Consider the following 15,636-nt stretch of genomic DNA (forward strand, 5'->3'; position numbering starts at 1 on the left):
GCGCAACACCACAATATGGGTCGTTAGCTCAGTTGGTAGAGCAGTTGGCTTTTAACCAATTGGTCGAAGGTTCGAATCCTTCACGACCCACCACTTCATTTATTCCTCCCTCTATATCGTCACGTTATTGCATCGCAATGGCGGCTTCGTTGTATCTGCCGTTTATTCGACTTCGCTTTTTTCTTCCCAGATCTGAACGGCTTGCCCGTTATGTACTATGTTTTTGTTGGCAGCCAGTTTGGTTTGAATAGCATTTCGACTTTTTGCTAATACGAAGTCACTGGCGACTGCTAGATAGTAGAACTGATTTGTCGAGCAAGATCACGATGACAGGGAGAGATTGAAGTGAACAAATCAAATGCAATAAAAGCGGCATTATCCCCTTTGGTATTGGCACTGGTTGCGGCGAGTGGCTCAGTATCGGCGGCAACGGATTTTAGCTTTGGGGGCTACGTTAAAGCGGATCTGATCTCCAGCCACTATGATAACGGTGCACCCGGTGACAGTGATCTGTCGCGCCAGTTTTATGTGCCGGGCACCATATATGGGGATCCAAATCGGGGAAATAACGTCACCGACTTCCATGCCCGTGAAACTCGTTTCAATTTTACCTCGGCCAGTGACATTGACGGCCACAAATTGAAGTTCTTCTTGGAGATGGATTTCTTCACTCACTCCGATGGTAACCAGCGGGTCTCCAACTCCTATTCGCCGCGCTTACGCCACGCCTTTGTCAGCTTCGATAACTGGCTGGCCGGGCAAACCTGGAGTACCTTCCAGAACCCGGGCGCTTTGCCGGAAGCGCTGGATTTCGTCGGTGCGGCGGAAGGCACCCCCTTTATCCGTCAGGGCCAGATCCGCTACACCATGGGAGGCTGGCAGTTCGCCATCGAAAATCCCAAGGCGACCTTCACCAACTCAGGAAGTGGCGCACGGATCGAGTCCGATTCCAGCTATATCCCGGATGCTGTGGTGCGCTACAACTTTAAGTCCGGCGACGCCAGCTTCTCCGTGGCGGGTTTGCTGCGCCAGTTGCAGATCGATGAGAAGGTAGGGGATAACTATATAGATGAGAGCGAGTTTGGCTATGGCCTCTCGGTGGCGGGGGTGGTCCCCACCATGGGCAGCGACAAGCTCAAATTTATGCTCAACTATGGTGACGGCGTCGGGCGTTACATCGCCTTGAACTACGCCAATGGTGCCGTTTTAAATGTGAATAACGGTGATCTGGATACCATCTCCTCGGTCAGCGGCTTTGTCAGTTACCAACACTGGTGGAGCGGCAAGTGGCGCTCCAATGCTACCCTCTCGGCCTTCGAGGCGGATTACGATAGCAGTTTGACCGGCAATGCCAATGAGAGCAGTTACAGCGGCAATATCAACCTGTTGTATTCGCCGGTGAAGCCTCTGACCGTAGGGGTTGAGTACCTCTATGCCAAGAACGAGCAGACCAGTGGTGGCAAAGAGGGAGAGCTCAATCGCTTTATGATCTCCTTTAAATACGTGCTCTAGACTCTCGCTCTAATAAAAAGCCAGCTCATTTGAGCTGGCTTTTTCTATTTCGTCCTAGGGGCGAGCTTTTACGCGTACAGACCCAGGTGCTCTTTGGCATAGGCCTCGAATTCGTCGCAACCACCGACGTGTTTCTGATCGACAAAGATCTGCGGCACGGTTGCTACCGGCTTACCGACCGTCTTTTCCAGATCTTCTTTGGAAACGCCTTCTGCGTGCATGTCGACGTAGCGGAATTTAAAATCTTCCTGAGTCTCGGTAAGGGTTTCGGCGATCTTCTTGGCACGAACACAGAAAGGGCAGCCTGGGCGGCCAAAAATGACAACAAACATAAGGGTACTCCAGTAGGTTTTAGGACGTTTATACCACACAGCGGACTCAGTAGGCGCTGTCTGCGGTGCGATAGCGTCCTTTGTAATCAAATACGCACTCAATCACCTTCCAGAATCGCTTCTTTTCCCAACGGGCAATGACGAAATCGGGATGGCGGAACAGCGCCTGTTGGCCAACGGCCTGTTCAACCGAATCGATCCTGAGGCGCTGACCCGGATTCTTCAGGTGGTTTCGTAAGAACTGATGATAAAAATGCCCTTTTTGCCCCGTAGTGTCCAAGGAGAAACGTCGATTAAGCTCATCGCCATCTTCATCAAACCAGCGCACCGTCAGTTGTGGTTGCCCACCCTTGCCTTGGCCTGACTCCAGTAGCAGGCCGCTACAGCGCAGCACTTTATAATCTTTGAGCCTGAGGACCTCTTTGAGCCGCGTATCGGGATCGACCAATTGCTTGCCGCAGCCGTTGCAGACTCTGGCTGCGATATCATTCTCGGCCAGGCAGTCCGGGCACTCCTTGAAGCGGAAACGATAGTCACATTGCACCAAGTTACCGTCAATCTCCTCGCTGCCCTGGCAGCGGCGTCCGAAGTGCTCCAGCACCAGGCCGGCTTCATCGGTGCGTCCCCAAAATGCGTTGTCATGGCCGCACTTGGGGCAGGGGATCTCGACGGGCACCGTGTCCTTATGGGGTCGGGGCTCACCGACCTCGGGGGAATAGAGGGAGTAGCCATTGCCCGCATAATCCAGCACCAGACACTCGCTCTTGCCTTCGCTCAGCCGCAAGCCACGGCCCACCATCTGCTGAAACAGGGCGACGGAGTCGGTGCGCCGCATCAGGGCGATCAGATCCACATGGGGCGCATCGAAGCCCGTGGTGAGCACTGACACATTGACCAGGTACTTCAGTTCCCGAGATTTGAAGCGCTCGATGATCTCGGCCCGCTCGGCCTTGGCGGTGTCACCGGTGATCAGGGCAGCCTGGCCCTTCGGCAGGCGGGCCGTGATCTCCTTACCGTGCACGACGGTGGCTGCAAAGACGATTACCCCTTGGCGGGCTTGGGCCTGCTCGATGATCTGCTGACAGATCAGAGTGGTGGCCCGCCCGCGATGCTCGGGATGGATCTCGGGCAGTTTGCCATCGGGATCCGGTAGCAGCCAGCTTGCGAGGGCACCGTCGACCACTTTTGGGGGGGTGAGGAAGCCACTTTTAATCAGCTGGCCTATGGGCAACTCATAGATACAGTGAGCAAAGGGCTTGGGCTCGGTGCTGCGCAGGGTGCCGTTGGCGTGTCTTTGATAGATCCAGCCACCGTCGAGGCGGTAGGGCGTCGCGGTCAGGCCCAGCACACAGAGCGCGGGATTGAGCGCGCCGAGTCGGCTCAGTAGACCTTGGTATTGGCTATCATCCTCCAGGCTGATCCTGTGGCACTCGTCGATGATGACGATGGAAAAGGGATCGGTGAGGGTGTCCTGGATCTTGGCCAGGGACTGCACCGAGGCAAACACGACCTTGCCGTCTTTATTTTTTTCCCCTAGGCCGGCGGAGTAGAGGGCACTGGGCAGACCGTAGGCGGAAAACTTCTCGCGATTTTGTGCCACCAGCTCCTGGACGTGAGTCAATACCAACACTCGGCCGCGTGCCAGACGGGCCAACTCGGCAATCACCAGGCTTTTTCCTGCCCCTGTGGGCAGGACGACGACGGCGGGAGTACGTTGGGCGCGAAAGTGGGCAATCACCGCGTCGACGGCTTCTTGCTGATAGGGACGGAGTTTGTAGGCCATAGAGCGATGAAGAGTGGTTGGCTAGAACAAAGACAGGGAGCGCTAGGATAGCAAAGCCCGGCGAGGGATTTTCGTAAAAGTGAGATAAAAAAATGCCCCGCGACAGGCGCGGGGCATTGGGCGGGTAAATGGCGTTACAGTACCATTGCCGCGATCCAACCGGACGCGATCAGCGGCAGGTTGAAATGGATAAAGGTTGGGATCACTGTGTCATTGATGTGATCGTGCTGGCCATCGGCATTGAGGCCCGAGGTGGGACCCAGGGTGGAGTCGGACGCCGGGGAGCCGGCATCACCCAATGCGGCCGCGGTGCCGACCAGAGCGATGATCGCCGGTACGGAGAAGCCGAAGCTCAGGCCCAGGGGTACATAGATGGTGGCGATGATCGGGATGGTAGAGAAGGAGGAACCGATCCCCATGGTGATCACCAAACCGACGATCAGCATCAGACCCGATGCGAGCAGCTTGTTGTCGCCGATGAGGCCTTGAACGGAATCTACCAGCATGGAAACCTCACCGGTGGCTTTCACTACTTCGGCGAAGCCCTTGGCAGCGATCATGATGAAGCCGATGTTGGCCATCATGTGCACACCACGGGTAAAGGCGTCCTGTGCGCTGATCTCGGCCTTGTCGATGCCGCCGATGGAGAGCACGACGAAACCGATCAGGGCACCGAAGATCATGGAGCCGGTCCACAGCTGAACCAGAAGGGAGAGGGCGATAGCACCGAAGGCAACGGCGATGCGACGTGGGTTGAGTTCGGTATGCTCCGGCTCGGCCTGCAGGGTTTGGGCGACGCTGTATTCGCGGGGCTTGCGGTAGCTGATAAAGATGGCGATCAGCAGGCCTGCGATCATCCCCATGGCAGGGATCACCATTGCGGAGGCGACATCACCTACCTTGAGGGCCTCGATGCTGCCATTGTCGACCAGTTCACCCAGGCCGTTGCTCAGCAGGTTTTGCAGCAGCAGGCCCTCCTGGAAGATCAAACCAAAGCCGAAGGGCACCGCCATATAGGTGGTAACCAGGCCGAAGGTGATGATACAGGCCACCAGGCGGCGATCCAGTTTGAGGGACTCCATCACATGGAGCAGAGGCGGGATCAGGATGGGAATAAAGGCGATGTGTACGGGCACAACGTTCTGGGACATCACGGCCATGGCCAGAATGGCCATCAACATCAGGATCCGTACCTTGATGATCGCCTTGGCATCCGGTGTTTTACCCAGGCGCTGGATGATGGTGCGTGCCAGCAGATCGGTGATCCCTGTATGGGCAAGAGCGACGGCAAACGCCCCCAGCAAGGCGTACGCCAAGGCCACTTCGGCTCCGCCACCCAGACCGGTATTAAAGGCAGAAATGGTTTCGTTGATCCCCATGCCGGCGGTTAAACCGGCCACCAGGGCACTGATGATCAGAGCAATGACCACATTCACACGGGCCAGGCTCAAGGCCAGCATCAGCACTACAGCCACAATGACAGCATTCATAGTAAAGGAAGGTTCTCGCTTAACGTTTTTTATAGGAATATTGTTTTCGACCCGCCATGTTAAGGCATATTTGCATCCTGTCCAGCCTGACAAACAATCATGCGCACAAAGTGAGCAAAAATAGATGTTTCCATTACGACTGGAGGAATATTCACGCTTTCATCTTTCCGCCAGGGATAAGGTGGCACTGCACTCACTGACTTATGGCTGAGGGGGCTAACACCTGTTGTCGTGGGATATGGCAAGGAGCTTGGCCTTGGTTGCAGCCATTGCAGACGCAGGTTCTTGGTTTGCCCCATCGTCGCGAATCGGTTCTTCGTCTGTTGTTGGGCAGAACTTTTGGTTTCTGGAAACCGTTAGGGCTGGGGAGTCCCTCCTTTTCTTTGACTGATACAGGGCGTTAAATCTGAATCGGCCGGCAGACGCCAAAGGTTTCGAATGCCTTACCACAGGCTGGCTTGTGACCAAGGGAAAATTTCCTAACAGGGTAATCGGAAAAGTAAGACGCCCAAGCCCTTGTGTGTGATCCATACCTCTCTATAATGGACTCATCGATTGGCCGGGTGGCCAATATATGGAAAGTAAATCAACACATTGGAGAGTTACCATGAGTGTATTAGTAGGTCGTCCCGCGCCAGATTTTACCGCTGCTGCCGTTCTGGGTAATGGCGAGATCGTCGACAATTTCAACCTGGCTCAGACCATTGCGGGTAAGCCTGCCGTGGTGTTCTTCTACCCTCTGGACTTTACCTTCGTTTGCCCCTCTGAGTTGATCGCCTTTGATCACCGCATTGAGGAGTTCAAGGCCCGCGGCGTCGAAGTGATCGGTGTCTCCATCGATTCCCAGTTCAGCCATAATGCATGGCGTAACACCGCCGTGGAAGATGGCGGTATCGGTCCGGTTCGCTACCCCCTGGTGGCCGATGTGAAGCATGAGATCTGCCAAGCCTATGACGTTGAGCATCCACAAGCCGGTGTGGCCTTCCGTGGCTCTTTCCTCATCGACAAGGAAGGGGTGGTACGCCATCAGGTGGTCAACGATCTGCCACTGGGCCGTAACATCGACGAGATGCTGCGTATGGTCGACGCTCTGCAGTTCCACGAAGAGCATGGCGAAGTGTGTCCGGCTCAGTGGGAGAAGGGCAAGAAAGGGATGGATGCCTCTCCGGACGGGGTTGCTCGATTCCTGTCTGAGAATGCTGACGCCCTGTAAGCTCCAGAAGAAAGAAAAGCCCCGCATTGCGGGGCTTTTTCGTTGTTGAGTGGAAGCCTTCAGCTACAGGGCGCGTTGTCCTGCTCAGGGGCCAGTGGCCAGCCACCCAAAGATTTCCAACGGTTGACGATATGGCAAAACAGCTCCGCGGTCCGCTCGGTATCGTACACGGCGGAGTGGGCTTCCTTGTTGTCAAACGGGATATGGGCGGCACGGCAGGCCTTGGCCAGCACGGTCTGTCCGAGTGCCAGGCCGGACAGGGCGGCAGTGTCGAAGGTCGCAAAGGGGTGGAATGGCGTGCGTTTGAGTTTGGCCCGCTCGGTTGCCGCGTTGACGAAGCCGTGATCGAAGGCCGCGTTGTGAGCAACGATGATGGAGCGGTTACATCCCGCTTCTTTTTGCCCCTTGCGCACGCCCTTGAAGATCTCACTCAAGGCCTCTTTTTCCGAGACGGCCCCTCGTAGAGCACTGAACGGCTCGGTAATGCCATTAAATTCCAAGGCAGCCTGCTCCAGGTTCGCCCCTTCGAAAGGAGTGATGTGGAAATGGAAGGTTTGATCCTTGTGCAGCCAGCCGTTGCTGTCCATTTTCAGGGTGACGGCGGCGATCTCAAGCAGAGCGTCGGTCTGGGCGTTAAAGCCGGCGGTTTCGACGTCGATCACGACCGGGTAATAGCCCCGGAATCGTTGGCACAGCAGGTTGGTTTCAGTGTTGCTCATGGATCTTTCATTGGCCGTCTAAAAGGGTCGGGCATTATCGCAAACCCATTGGATGATTGGAATCGAAGTGTCAGAGAAGATCGGCCTAAAGGATTGGTGGCGTGTGTCGATACCCTGTGAGTAAGTGTGTTTTTGAGGTGTGCGATGAGACAATGGCCCCAGCTCCTGGGAGTGCTTTCGGTTGTGTGCAGTGCGGCGGCTAGCGGCGGGATCCGCCACTACTCAGCGTCGATTGATAATGCCCACTGGCAGCTTGAGCGTGCCAGTCCGTTGCAATGTGTCCTCAGTCATGAGATCCCACGTTACGGTAAGGCGGTGTTTGTCAGTCGGGCCAGCAAAACACTGGGACTGCAGTTTACTCTGGAGATGTTACGTAAACCGCAACAGACCACCCCGGTATCTCTGCGCTCGATAGCCCCGCTATGGCGGCCTGGTACGCCGTCTCGGCAACTGACCGAATTGCAGTACTACAGCCATTTCGATGGCGAACTGGAAACCTCCGATGCCTGGCTGGTGCTGTCCGAGTTGGAGCAGGGGATGCAGCCAACCTTCTTTTATCAGGACTGGCACAGTGAAGCCCCAATGTCGGTAAGCCTCTCGTCGGCTAATTTTTCCCATGAGTATCAGGCATTTGTACAGTGCCTTGATGGGCTCCTGCCTTATAGCTTTGAGGATATTGCCTTTACTGTGTTGCATCATGAGAAGGATGGCAGCCTGACACGGGATTCACTGCAGAGGCTCGAGCGTATTGTGGAGTTTCTGGCGTTGGATGAGGGTACGGAGCTGGTGTTACTGGATACTTACACCGACAGCTTTAACACGGAAACCACCAATATGGCACTGACCCGAAAGCAGGCGGATGATCTGAAAGGGCGTTTGGTGCGTGCTGGGATCCCGGAGGGGCGGATCTTGACCCAAAGCCATGGGGAAAAACGCCATATCGCCGGTAACCGGACCCACAGGGATCGTCAACTGAATCGGCGAGTCATGGTGCGGATCGAACCCTGAGATAGTGCGCACTCAGCAAAAAGCCCCGTGTTTCAACACGGGGCTTTTTCTATAAGCGCATGCTTAGCGGTTAAAGGCCAGGCGCTGGCCCAAGACCTGGCTGGTGGCATGAGTGCCATCAAAGGCCTGCACACCATTGACCCAGGTGCCAGCAATGGTGCTGCGCAGGGTCTGGCCTTCAAAGGGAGACCAGCCGCACTTGTACAGCAGGTTCTCTTTGCTCACCTTGTAGGGCTGCTCGAGATCCACCAGTACCAGATCGGCGTGGTAGCCCTCACGCAGGTAACCGCGCTCTTTGATATTGAAACGCTCGGCCACGGCGTGACTGGTTTTCTGCACTATGGTTTCCAAACTCAGGGCACCGGCATGGTACTGCTCGAACAAAGAGAGCAGGGCGTGCTGTACCAGGGGCAGACCTGATGGGGCTTTGAAGTAGGTGCCCTGTTTCTCTTCCCAGGTGTGCGGAGCATGATCCGTGGCGATCACGTCGATGATGTCACGACGTACGGCGTCCAGCAGTGCCAGGCGATCCCGTTCGGTCTTGATGGAGGGATTGCACTTGATCTGGGTGCCCAGACGTGCGTAATCAGCATCGCTGTAGGTCAGGTGATGAACACAGGCTTCAGCGGTGATGTTGGCATTTCTCAGGTCGGCCAGTTTCTTACCGGCTTCAAACAGAGCCAATTCCTCGGCCGTTGAGATGTGCAGCACATGCAGGCGGGCGCCGTGGGTGCGTGCCAGATCGATGGCCAGCTTCGTGGACTTGATGCAGGCTTCACGGGAGCGGATCTCACCGTGGAGATGGATCGGCACCGCTTCACCATATTTGGCGCGAGCCGCAGCTTCGTTGGCGGCGATCATCGGACTGTCTTCACAGTGGGTGGTGATCGGCACGGGCGCATTGGCGAAAATGCCAGCCAGGATCTCTTCGTTGTCCACCAGCATGTTGCCGGTGGAGGCGCCCATAAAGATCTTGATACCACAAGCCGCGTGAGGATCCAGCGACTTGATCACTTCCAGGTTGTCGTTGGTGCCGCCCAGATAGAAAGAGTGGTTGGCCACAGAGACCTCGGCGGCCCGGGCGAACTTGGCTTCCAGCGCTTCGATGTTGGTGGTCTGTGGTTTGACGTTGGGCATCTCCATAAAGGAGGTGATCCCGCCGGCCACTGCGGCGCGGGATTCCGTGGCCATGTCGCCTTTCTGGGTCAGGCCGGGCTCACGGAAGTGAACCTGATCATCGATCATACCCGGGATCAGAAGCTTGCCGGAAGCATCGACAACGTTAGCGTCGGCGGGTGCCGTGATCTGGCCGCCAATCTGTTCGATTCGGCCATTCTTGATCAGCAGGTCGCCCTGTTGGCGGATCCCTTCGTTCAGAATTTCAGCATTGGTGATCAAAGTGCATGTCATAGGAGTTTACGTCTTGTGGTAGCGGATAGGGCGGTGCTAATAATAGCGTTTTAGTCCACTAAAGCCCATCCATGGAGCGCTCCAATGGCCCGTTTTGTTTCTCTTTTCTTTTTGATTTTTGGTAGTTTTGCTTCGTCGGCCTTGGAGCTTGAGGGGGAGCTGACCCAGGGCAGCTTGGTCCGGGGACAGGTCGAGGCGGGTTCAAAAGTGGCCTTGAATGATCAGGCCCTGCCGATCACGCCGGAAGGGGCGTTTGTGGTGGGTTTTGGCCGGGATGCCCCATTGCACCACAGGGTGACCATCACAGGCGTAGACGGTCAGATCCGTGAGGAGACCATTGAACTGGCGAAACGCGAGTATCAGATCCAGCATATTGAGGGGATCGCTCAGCGGATCATGAAACCGGATCCCGAAGCCCAGGCGCGTGCCGCCCAGGATGCGGAACAAACCTACCTGGCCCGGCAACGTTTCGAGGAGCGTCTTGACTGGCAACAGAGCTTTATTTGGCCGGTGACCGGTCGGATCTCCGGGGTGTACGGCAGCCAGCGTGTCTACAATGGCGAGCCCCGCAACCCCCACTTTGGTGTCGATATTGCTCGGCCCACTGGCACGCCCGTGGTGGCACCGGCGGATGGATTGATCACCCTTGCGGTGCCGGACATGTTTTATTCCGGCGGGACGCTGATCATCGATCACGGTTATGGCGTCAGCTCCACCCTTATTCATCTGAGCGAACTGCTGGTGCCGGTCGGCAGCGAAGTGAAACAGGGTCAGATCGTCGCGAAGGTCGGGGCTACAGGGCGAGTCACCGGCCCTCACCTCGATTGGCGCTTGAACTGGCATCAGGAGCGTCTGGATCCTGCTTTGCTGGTCGGTCCCATGCCCAAGTAGGGCGATAATCAATAAGGCAAAACATGGACAGTTGGTTTGATCAGGCACCACCTCGGCAGGATAGCGACAGCATAAAATGGCGGCGCTTCCGAAACCGGGATGTGATCCCCATGTGGGTGGCAGACATGGATTTTGCCGTGGCTCAGCCCATACAGGCGGCTCTGGAGCAGCGCATTAAACATCCCATCTATGGCTATGCAGGGGTGCCCGATAGCCTCAAGCAGGCTGCACAAGCCTGGCTGCAACAGCGTTGGGGCTGGACGGTGCCCGCACAGCACCTGGTCGCCTTACCTGCTGTGGTGCCGGGCCTGAATTTCCTGGTTCGAGCCTTGTCACACCCGGGCAGGTTGGCGGTTCCGACTCCTGTGTATGGGCCCATTGCTCAAGTCGGGCCTAATCTGGGACTGGAGTGTGTTTCTTTTCCCGTCAGGCCCGGTCTGGGCTGGGATCTGGATACCTTGGAGGCGGAGTTAAAGCAGGGCGTAAGAACCGTCCTGTTAAGCTTTCCACAAAACCCAATTGGCCAGCGATTTTCGCCTCAGCAGCGGGACCAGCTGGCTCATTTGCTCGACCAATATGATGCCAAGTTGATCAGCGATGAAATCCACGGCGATCTCTCGCTGGATGGTGTGGCCCACCGTCCCCTGGCCAAAGATCCCTTGCTGGCGCCTCGAACCGCAACACTGATCTCCGCGGGAAAGAGTTTTAACCTGGCGGGACTTCCCTTTGGCTTTGCCGTGGTGCCGGATCCGGATTGGCGTCGCTGCCTTAAGGCACGTCTCAAGGGCCATGCGCCTGCGCCCAATGTGCTCTCCATGGTGGCGACCGAAGCGGCATGGCGGCAGGGGGAGCCTTGGCTGGATGCCTTGTTGACCTATCTCAAGGGGAATCGGGATTGTGTTTTGTCGCAGCTTTCGGATTGTTCCGGGATTCGGGTACATCGGCCTGATCAGACCTACCTGGCCTGGATAGATTGTCGGGACAGTGGCATTGCAGATCCGGCACGGCATCTGCTGTCAAAAGGTCTGGGGGTATCGGATGGTGCGGAGTTTGGAGCGCCGGGTTTTGTCCGGCTGAATTTTGCCTGCCCCAGAGAGACCCTGATGCAGGGCCTGGAGCGGTTCCGTCAGGCCCTGAAGGAAAAGCCTTAGGGCCAGTTAACTCGCTTCTGACTTGAGGGACAAGCCAACGACTTCACGGATGTCGTGGGGGTGGATCTTGACGGTCACCCCATCGAGTGTGAAGGCCACAGTCGGGTTATCCACCGGCTCACCTTCGCCTTTGGGACAACTGGTTTTGATCTCGATCCCTAGGGTGCCGTCTTTGAGCACTGGCCATTTGGCGATCACGGCCGGGACCTGCTTGACCGCTTCGAGGATCTGCTCCTGTGTTCGGGCGGCACAGGGCATCACCAGTTCCACATGTTCCCAACCCTCCCTTCGCTTTCGCCCGTCGGGAAAGGGAAGTTCCACAAGATCGATGGCCCAGGGCCCAACCTGTATAGGAGTCTCTAACTGGATCAGCAGGATAGGTCGTCCATTGATCTGTTTTTCAGACAACAGACGCCCCTGAGTCAGGAATGCCGCTTTGAGCGCCTCGGCGTCGTCGAGTTCCGTCACGCGCAGGGCGATATGGTCAGCGTGCAGGCGGGCACGGACAAATCCGAGCCGATCTGCCAATTTACTGACCTGCTCGGCGAATGCGGGCAGGCCGTCCATCAGTTCTTGATAATTCATTCTCGCTTCCAGCATGCGCTGGCAAGAACATTGCCAGCTAGATCCATGACCCGGAACTGATTGCCGTCAAAGTGCCCAAAACTGGCCACGTGCCCGCCTTTAGGCAGGGTGATGGAGCCAGGGTTGAAGTGGAGGATATCCTCCTTCCACTCAGCGACCGGCAGGTGGGTATGACCATAGGCAATCCCATCCCCCTTGGCCAGCGGTGGTAGATTGTCACCGTTGAAGATGTGGCCATGGGTCAGGCACACACGGCGACCATCCAGTACCAACCAGTTGTAGTCGGCCAGCAGGGGGAAATGGCACAACATCTGGTCCACTTCGCTGTCACAGTTTCCCCGAACGGCGATGATGCAGTTGGACTCGGCGTTTAATCGCTCTGCCACGGCTTGAGGATCGTACCCTTCGGGGATCGGGTTTCGTGGGCCATGATTGAGCAAATCTCCCAATAAAACAAGCGTATTAGCTCCCAGTTTTTGTTTCCAGGCGAGGGCCATATCCAGTGCAGTGATGGAACCGTGAATATCGGAAATAAACAGCATAGAAGATAAAGGGGTGGTGGATTTCACAGGGAGTTTACTGATTGTTAGTGAATTCGGCCAGGAGAACGCGCCTACAAAGTGTATACATCCCCTGGTGAGGATAAATATCACTGTTAAAGGGTGCCGTGCTGGTGTAACGTTAACGAATAAAACAACAAAATATTAACACATTGCGCAGTGAGCCAGGGAGGCATCAATGAACAGAAACATCGATAGCGACGCGCTGATCGGACCTTGGTATCAAAGTACCAAAGAGGTCGAGGATCAAATGCCTAGCGCGCTGGTTGCGACCATGTGGCTGTGCATGCTGGCGAGCATCGAGCAGGAGCACCTGGACGATATTGGTGACTGTAATATGGCGGTGGCATTTGATCTTGGGATCGCCGTGCAGGTAGCCGAGGAGGAGTTCATTCCGCTTGCCGAACTGATTGCTGAGGTATTTGAGTTTTATAATGATAAATTAGATATCTCCCTGCCAAGCCGAGAGATCGCCGGTTTGGTTGAGGCCAGCTATCAGAGATCCAAGCAAGCCTTTCATCAGATCCATTGAGTGCGCAGGAAACGTTCGTTTGAACGGGTGAACGTTGTTTATTTGCCCACTTGAGGCCCGCCTGAATTCGCAAGAGCACCTGGGTGTTGTTATCCTCGAAAGGGATTCAAATGCCGAAGGGGCTTCAATGAAACGTATCTTAGTTGGCTTGCTGGCCGTGCTTCTGGGAAATGCTGTCATGGCGAATGATAAAAGCATTATTGGCCCGGTGGCCAAGCTTCATGTTGAAGAAGCCCGGATGATGATGAACGCACGGATCGATACGGGTGCTTCCAAGACATCTATCCATGCGGAGCAGATGCGGGTTCTGGGAGGCCGGATTGAGGACTGGGACAGTAATATCGGCAAGACCCTGAGGTTCGTCACGCGAAACGCGGCGGGCAGAGCCGCCACGATCGAAGCAACCATCGCCGAGGTCAGTCACATTCGCAACTCTCAAGGCAGTGAGGATCGTTACGTGGTCTGGCTGTCTATTGGGCCTAAGGGGCAGGAGAAGCGGGTCCTGGTGACGTTAAAAGACAGGACGCCGATGAGTTACAAACTGTTGATTGGCCGTAACTGGTTGCAGGGGGATTATCTGGTGGACGTAGAGTTGCCGGAGTAACATTAAGAGCGGGAACCAGACAAACAAAAACAGGACGCCGTGGCGTCCTGTTTGTCGTAATCCGCTCTGAATCAGATGCGGGTTACGTTAGCAGCTTGGGGACCTTTAGGACCCTGTTCGATATCGAACTTAACTGCTTGGCCTTCCGCCAAAGATTTGAAGCCGTCGCCCTGGATAGCGCGGAAGTGTACGAATACATCGCCGCCGCCATTGTCCTGGCTGATGAAGCCGTAGCCTTTGTCGTCGTTAAACCACTTAACGGTGCCTGTTGCTTGAGACATGGTCTCTCCTGAATCGAGAATAGTTGTAACTAAATGCACGCAATTTGTACTCAGGATATGTCGTGGACATATCGCCAAGATTGTGAATCGCTTCTCGACGACAAGACTTGCAGATGAAGCTGTTGAGCGGAAGTGTTCAAAATCAAATTGTCGTTGCCTTGTCCTTGGCGGACTAGAGCACTATAACACAGGGCCTGGTATTTCACAGGGGAATTACCCGGCTCGGAGTCGTTGTAAACTTCGTGCCAAATTTCCGTCGTTCGCGTCCCGCGAGTGACTGATGAAACTATAACATAGTGATGGTAAAGAGGTAGCCCTGTTTTCGCTATCTCCTTGACCATAAGAAAATTTAGCCAAAAAACTGTCGATTACCAAATACGAAGGGCCAGCCCTTTCAGGTAAAAACCTTCCGGGTAGGCACTGCCGATGGGGTGGTCCGCAGCCTGTGTCAGTTTTTCAATAATTTGGCCATCCCTTCCGGCGTCCAAAGCGGCGTCTGCCACAATCTTTTGAAACAGCGATGCGTCCATCAGGCCAGAGCAGGAGTAGGTCAATAGGATCCCCCCGGGCTTGAGACATTGCATTGCGACCATATTGATGTCTTTGTAGCCCCGGCAGGCACCGGGCAGTTGGGCCTTGTTGTCGGCGAACTTGGGGGGATCCAGCACGATGACGTCGAACAGTTCGCCTTCGTCGCGGTATCGGCGCAACAGCTTGAATACATCGGCGTCGAGGTTCGTTAGGCGCTGGGTGTCGAGCCCGTTGAGTTCTGCGGTTTGCTGGGCAATAGCCAGTGCCGGCTTGGAGACGTCGGCATTGATCACCTCGGCGGCCCCGGCCTTGAGGGCGTAGGTACCAAAGCCACCGGTATAGCTGAAACAGTTTAGGACTCGCTTGCCCTTGACGTAGCGACTGGCGGCCAGGCGGTTATCGCGTTGATCGATGTAGGCGCCGGTCTTGTGGCCATTCTCAATGTCCACCAGCAACTTTAAGCCATTCTCTTCAAACGGCATGGGTTGAGGTGGCAGTTCGCCATGAAGCAGGCCCTTGACCGGTTTGAGGCCTTCCTTTTTACGGACGTCCACGTCGCTGCGTTCATAGATGGCGCATTGTGGGTATTGGGCCTTCATGGCCGCGACCAACTCATCACGGTGCACCTCGGCACCGGCACTGAGCAACTGGCAGACCAGTACATCGGCAAAGCGATCAATGGTGATCCCAGGCAGCCCATCGGACTCGCCAGCCACGAGACGGTAACCGGTGAGCCCGTCTCGCTCGATCAGTTCATCGCGACCGGCCTGGGCCCGGGCCAGCTTTCGGTCGAAGAATGCCTGATCGATCTGTTCGTCCTGTTCAAAGGTCCAGATCCGAACACGGATCTGAGACTCCGGCGAGTAGGCGCCCCGGCCCAGCCAACGACCGTCACTGGCCAACACCTCCACCGTGTCGCCCAGGCCTGGTTTGCCTTGGACATCGGCGACGCCGTTGGAGAACACCCAGGGATGGCGGCGCAGCAGAGATTTTTCACGGGAACGTTTCAGGATGATTTTCGCGGTCATGGCTTG

General features: G+C 55.9%; 16 protein-coding genes and 1 tRNA gene. 8 read left to right on the top strand and 9 right to left on the bottom strand.

Going from position 1 to position 15,636, the window contains the following annotated elements:
* Positions 1-17 precede the first annotated feature (17 nt).
* Both AC2D8U_RS03725 and AC2D8U_RS03730 read left to right on the top strand, forming a co-directional pair.
* A tRNA-Lys gene (locus tag AC2D8U_RS03725) sits at positions 18-93 on the top strand.
* A gap of 252 nt (positions 94-345) precedes the next feature.
* Entirely contained in the window at positions 346-1,512 is a 1,167-nt protein-coding gene (locus AC2D8U_RS03730) for a DcaP family trimeric outer membrane transporter (RefSeq protein ID WP_484617705.1), read from the top strand.
* Positions 1,513-1,580: 68 nt separating this feature from the next.
* Here the strand turns inward: AC2D8U_RS03730 and AC2D8U_RS03735 are convergent, their stop codons facing one another.
* From AC2D8U_RS03735 to AC2D8U_RS03745, 3 genes are all read right to left on the bottom strand, one after another.
* Positions 1,581-1,844 carry a GrxA family glutaredoxin gene (locus AC2D8U_RS03735; protein WP_484617706.1) on the bottom strand — a complete coding sequence of 88 codons (264 nt, stop codon included), beginning with the start codon at positions 1,842-1,844 and terminating at the stop codon, positions 1,581-1,583.
* A 46-nt stretch (positions 1,845-1,890) separates the two neighbouring features.
* A complete protein-coding gene (gene radD, locus AC2D8U_RS03740) occupies positions 1,891-3,627 on the bottom strand; it encodes a DNA repair helicase RadD (protein ID WP_484617707.1) in 1,737 nt (578 codons plus the stop codon).
* 134 nt (positions 3,628-3,761) lie between these two features.
* Positions 3,762-5,117: a Na+/H+ antiporter family protein gene (locus AC2D8U_RS03745; RefSeq protein WP_484617708.1), complete on the bottom strand. Its 1,356-nt coding sequence runs from the start codon at positions 5,115-5,117 to the stop codon at positions 3,762-3,764.
* A 607-nt stretch (positions 5,118-5,724) separates the two neighbouring features.
* On the opposite strand from AC2D8U_RS03745, the gene AC2D8U_RS03750 reads away from it, so the two are divergent.
* The gene (locus tag AC2D8U_RS03750) at positions 5,725-6,330 is read left to right on the top strand and encodes a peroxiredoxin C (protein ID WP_484617709.1); all 606 of its coding nucleotides are present in this window, start codon (positions 5,725-5,727) and stop codon (positions 6,328-6,330) included.
* 59 nt (positions 6,331-6,389) lie between these two features.
* Here the strand turns inward: AC2D8U_RS03750 and rnt are convergent, their stop codons facing one another.
* Positions 6,390-7,049, bottom strand: coding sequence for a ribonuclease T (gene rnt / locus AC2D8U_RS03755; protein ID WP_484617710.1), 660 nt, complete (start codon positions 7,047-7,049; stop codon positions 6,390-6,392).
* Positions 7,050-7,193: 144 nt separating this feature from the next.
* On the opposite strand from rnt, the gene AC2D8U_RS03760 reads away from it, so the two are divergent.
* A complete protein-coding gene (locus tag AC2D8U_RS03760; RefSeq protein WP_484617711.1) occupies positions 7,194-8,057 on the top strand; it encodes an OmpA family protein in 864 nt (287 codons plus the stop codon).
* A gap of 63 nt (positions 8,058-8,120) precedes the next feature.
* Here the strand turns inward: AC2D8U_RS03760 and AC2D8U_RS03765 are convergent, their stop codons facing one another.
* Positions 8,121-9,467: a dihydroorotase gene (locus AC2D8U_RS03765; protein ID WP_484617712.1), complete on the bottom strand. Its 1,347-nt coding sequence runs from the start codon at positions 9,465-9,467 to the stop codon at positions 8,121-8,123.
* A gap of 84 nt (positions 9,468-9,551) precedes the next feature.
* Here AC2D8U_RS03765 and AC2D8U_RS03770 point away from each other — a divergent pair, with 84 nt between their 5' ends.
* Together AC2D8U_RS03770 and AC2D8U_RS03775 are read left to right on the top strand one after the other, a co-directional pair.
* Positions 9,552-10,358: a M23 family metallopeptidase gene (locus AC2D8U_RS03770; RefSeq protein ID WP_484617713.1), complete on the top strand. Its 807-nt coding sequence runs from the start codon at positions 9,552-9,554 to the stop codon at positions 10,356-10,358.
* Positions 10,359-10,381: 23 nt separating this feature from the next.
* Entirely contained in the window at positions 10,382-11,509 is a 1,128-nt protein-coding gene (locus AC2D8U_RS03775; RefSeq protein ID WP_484617714.1) for a MalY/PatB family protein, read from the top strand.
* 6 nt (positions 11,510-11,515) lie between these two features.
* Here AC2D8U_RS03775 and AC2D8U_RS03780 read toward each other — a convergent pair whose 3' ends face one another.
* Both AC2D8U_RS03780 and yfcE read right to left on the bottom strand, forming a co-directional pair.
* Positions 11,516-12,094, bottom strand: a complete 579-nt coding sequence (locus AC2D8U_RS03780) for a VOC family protein (RefSeq protein ID WP_484617715.1) — start codon at positions 12,092-12,094, stop codon at positions 11,516-11,518.
* Positions 12,091-12,636: a phosphodiesterase gene (gene yfcE, locus AC2D8U_RS03785; protein WP_484618380.1), complete on the bottom strand. Its 546-nt coding sequence runs from the start codon at positions 12,634-12,636 to the stop codon at positions 12,091-12,093. Before yfcE ends, AC2D8U_RS03780 begins: the two co-directional genes overlap by 4 nt.
* Before the next feature lie 196 nt (positions 12,637-12,832).
* Here yfcE and AC2D8U_RS03790 point away from each other — a divergent pair, with 196 nt between their 5' ends.
* On the top strand, positions 12,833-13,186 hold the full coding sequence (locus tag AC2D8U_RS03790) for a hypothetical protein (protein WP_484617716.1): 354 nt from the start codon (positions 12,833-12,835) through the stop codon (positions 13,184-13,186).
* A gap of 127 nt (positions 13,187-13,313) precedes the next feature.
* On the top strand, positions 13,314-13,790 hold the full coding sequence (locus AC2D8U_RS03795) for a putative ATP-dependent zinc protease (protein WP_484617717.1): 477 nt from the start codon (positions 13,314-13,316) through the stop codon (positions 13,788-13,790).
* Positions 13,791-13,861: 71 nt separating this feature from the next.
* Here the strand turns inward: AC2D8U_RS03795 and cspE are convergent, their stop codons facing one another.
* Both cspE and AC2D8U_RS03805 read right to left on the bottom strand, forming a co-directional pair.
* Positions 13,862-14,071, bottom strand: a complete 210-nt coding sequence (gene cspE, locus AC2D8U_RS03800) for a transcription antiterminator/RNA stability regulator CspE (protein ID WP_484617718.1) — start codon at positions 14,069-14,071, stop codon at positions 13,862-13,864.
* Between the two features lie 368 nt (positions 14,072-14,439).
* On the bottom strand, positions 14,440-15,630 hold the full coding sequence (locus tag AC2D8U_RS03805; protein ID WP_484617719.1) for a class I SAM-dependent methyltransferase: 1,191 nt from the start codon (positions 15,628-15,630) through the stop codon (positions 14,440-14,442).
* Positions 15,631-15,636 lie beyond the last annotated feature (6 nt).

It is taken from the genome of Ferrimonas sp. YIN67 (genome assembly GCF_057219095.1).

Coding starts and splice junctions, on each gene's coding strand:
- AC2D8U_RS03745 (WP_484617708.1), bottom strand. CDS start 5,117: ATGAATGCTGTCATTGTGGCTGTAGTGCTGATGCTGGCCTTGAGCCTG.
- rnt (WP_484617710.1), bottom strand. CDS start 7,049: ATGAGCAACACTGAAACCAACCTGCTGTGCCAACGATTCCGGGGCTAT.
- AC2D8U_RS03765 (WP_484617712.1), bottom strand. CDS start 9,467: ATGACATGCACTTTGATCACCAATGCTGAAATTCTGAACGAAGGGATC.
- AC2D8U_RS03760 (WP_484617711.1), top strand. CDS start 7,194: ATGAGACAATGGCCCCAGCTCCTGGGAGTGCTTTCGGTTGTGTGCAGT.
- yfcE (WP_484618380.1), bottom strand. CDS start 12,636: ATGCTGTTTATTTCCGATATTCACGGTTCCATCACTGCACTGGATATG.
- radD (WP_484617707.1), bottom strand. CDS start 3,627: ATGGCCTACAAACTCCGTCCCTATCAGCAAGAAGCCGTCGACGCGGTG.
- AC2D8U_RS03780 (WP_484617715.1), bottom strand. CDS start 12,094: ATGAATTATCAAGAACTGATGGACGGCCTGCCCGCATTCGCCGAGCAG.
- AC2D8U_RS03790 (WP_484617716.1), top strand. CDS start 12,833: ATGAACAGAAACATCGATAGCGACGCGCTGATCGGACCTTGGTATCAA.
- AC2D8U_RS03795 (WP_484617717.1), top strand. CDS start 13,314: ATGAAACGTATCTTAGTTGGCTTGCTGGCCGTGCTTCTGGGAAATGCT.
- AC2D8U_RS03770 (WP_484617713.1), top strand. CDS start 9,552: ATGGCCCGTTTTGTTTCTCTTTTCTTTTTGATTTTTGGTAGTTTTGCT.
- AC2D8U_RS03805 (WP_484617719.1), bottom strand. CDS start 15,630: ATGACCGCGAAAATCATCCTGAAACGTTCCCGTGAAAAATCTCTGCTG.
- AC2D8U_RS03735 (WP_484617706.1), bottom strand. CDS start 1,844: ATGTTTGTTGTCATTTTTGGCCGCCCAGGCTGCCCTTTCTGTGTTCGT.
- AC2D8U_RS03775 (WP_484617714.1), top strand. CDS start 10,382: ATGGACAGTTGGTTTGATCAGGCACCACCTCGGCAGGATAGCGACAGC.
- cspE (WP_484617718.1), bottom strand. CDS start 14,071: ATGTCTCAAGCAACAGGCACCGTTAAGTGGTTTAACGACGACAAAGGC.
- AC2D8U_RS03750 (WP_484617709.1), top strand. CDS start 5,725: ATGAGTGTATTAGTAGGTCGTCCCGCGCCAGATTTTACCGCTGCTGCC.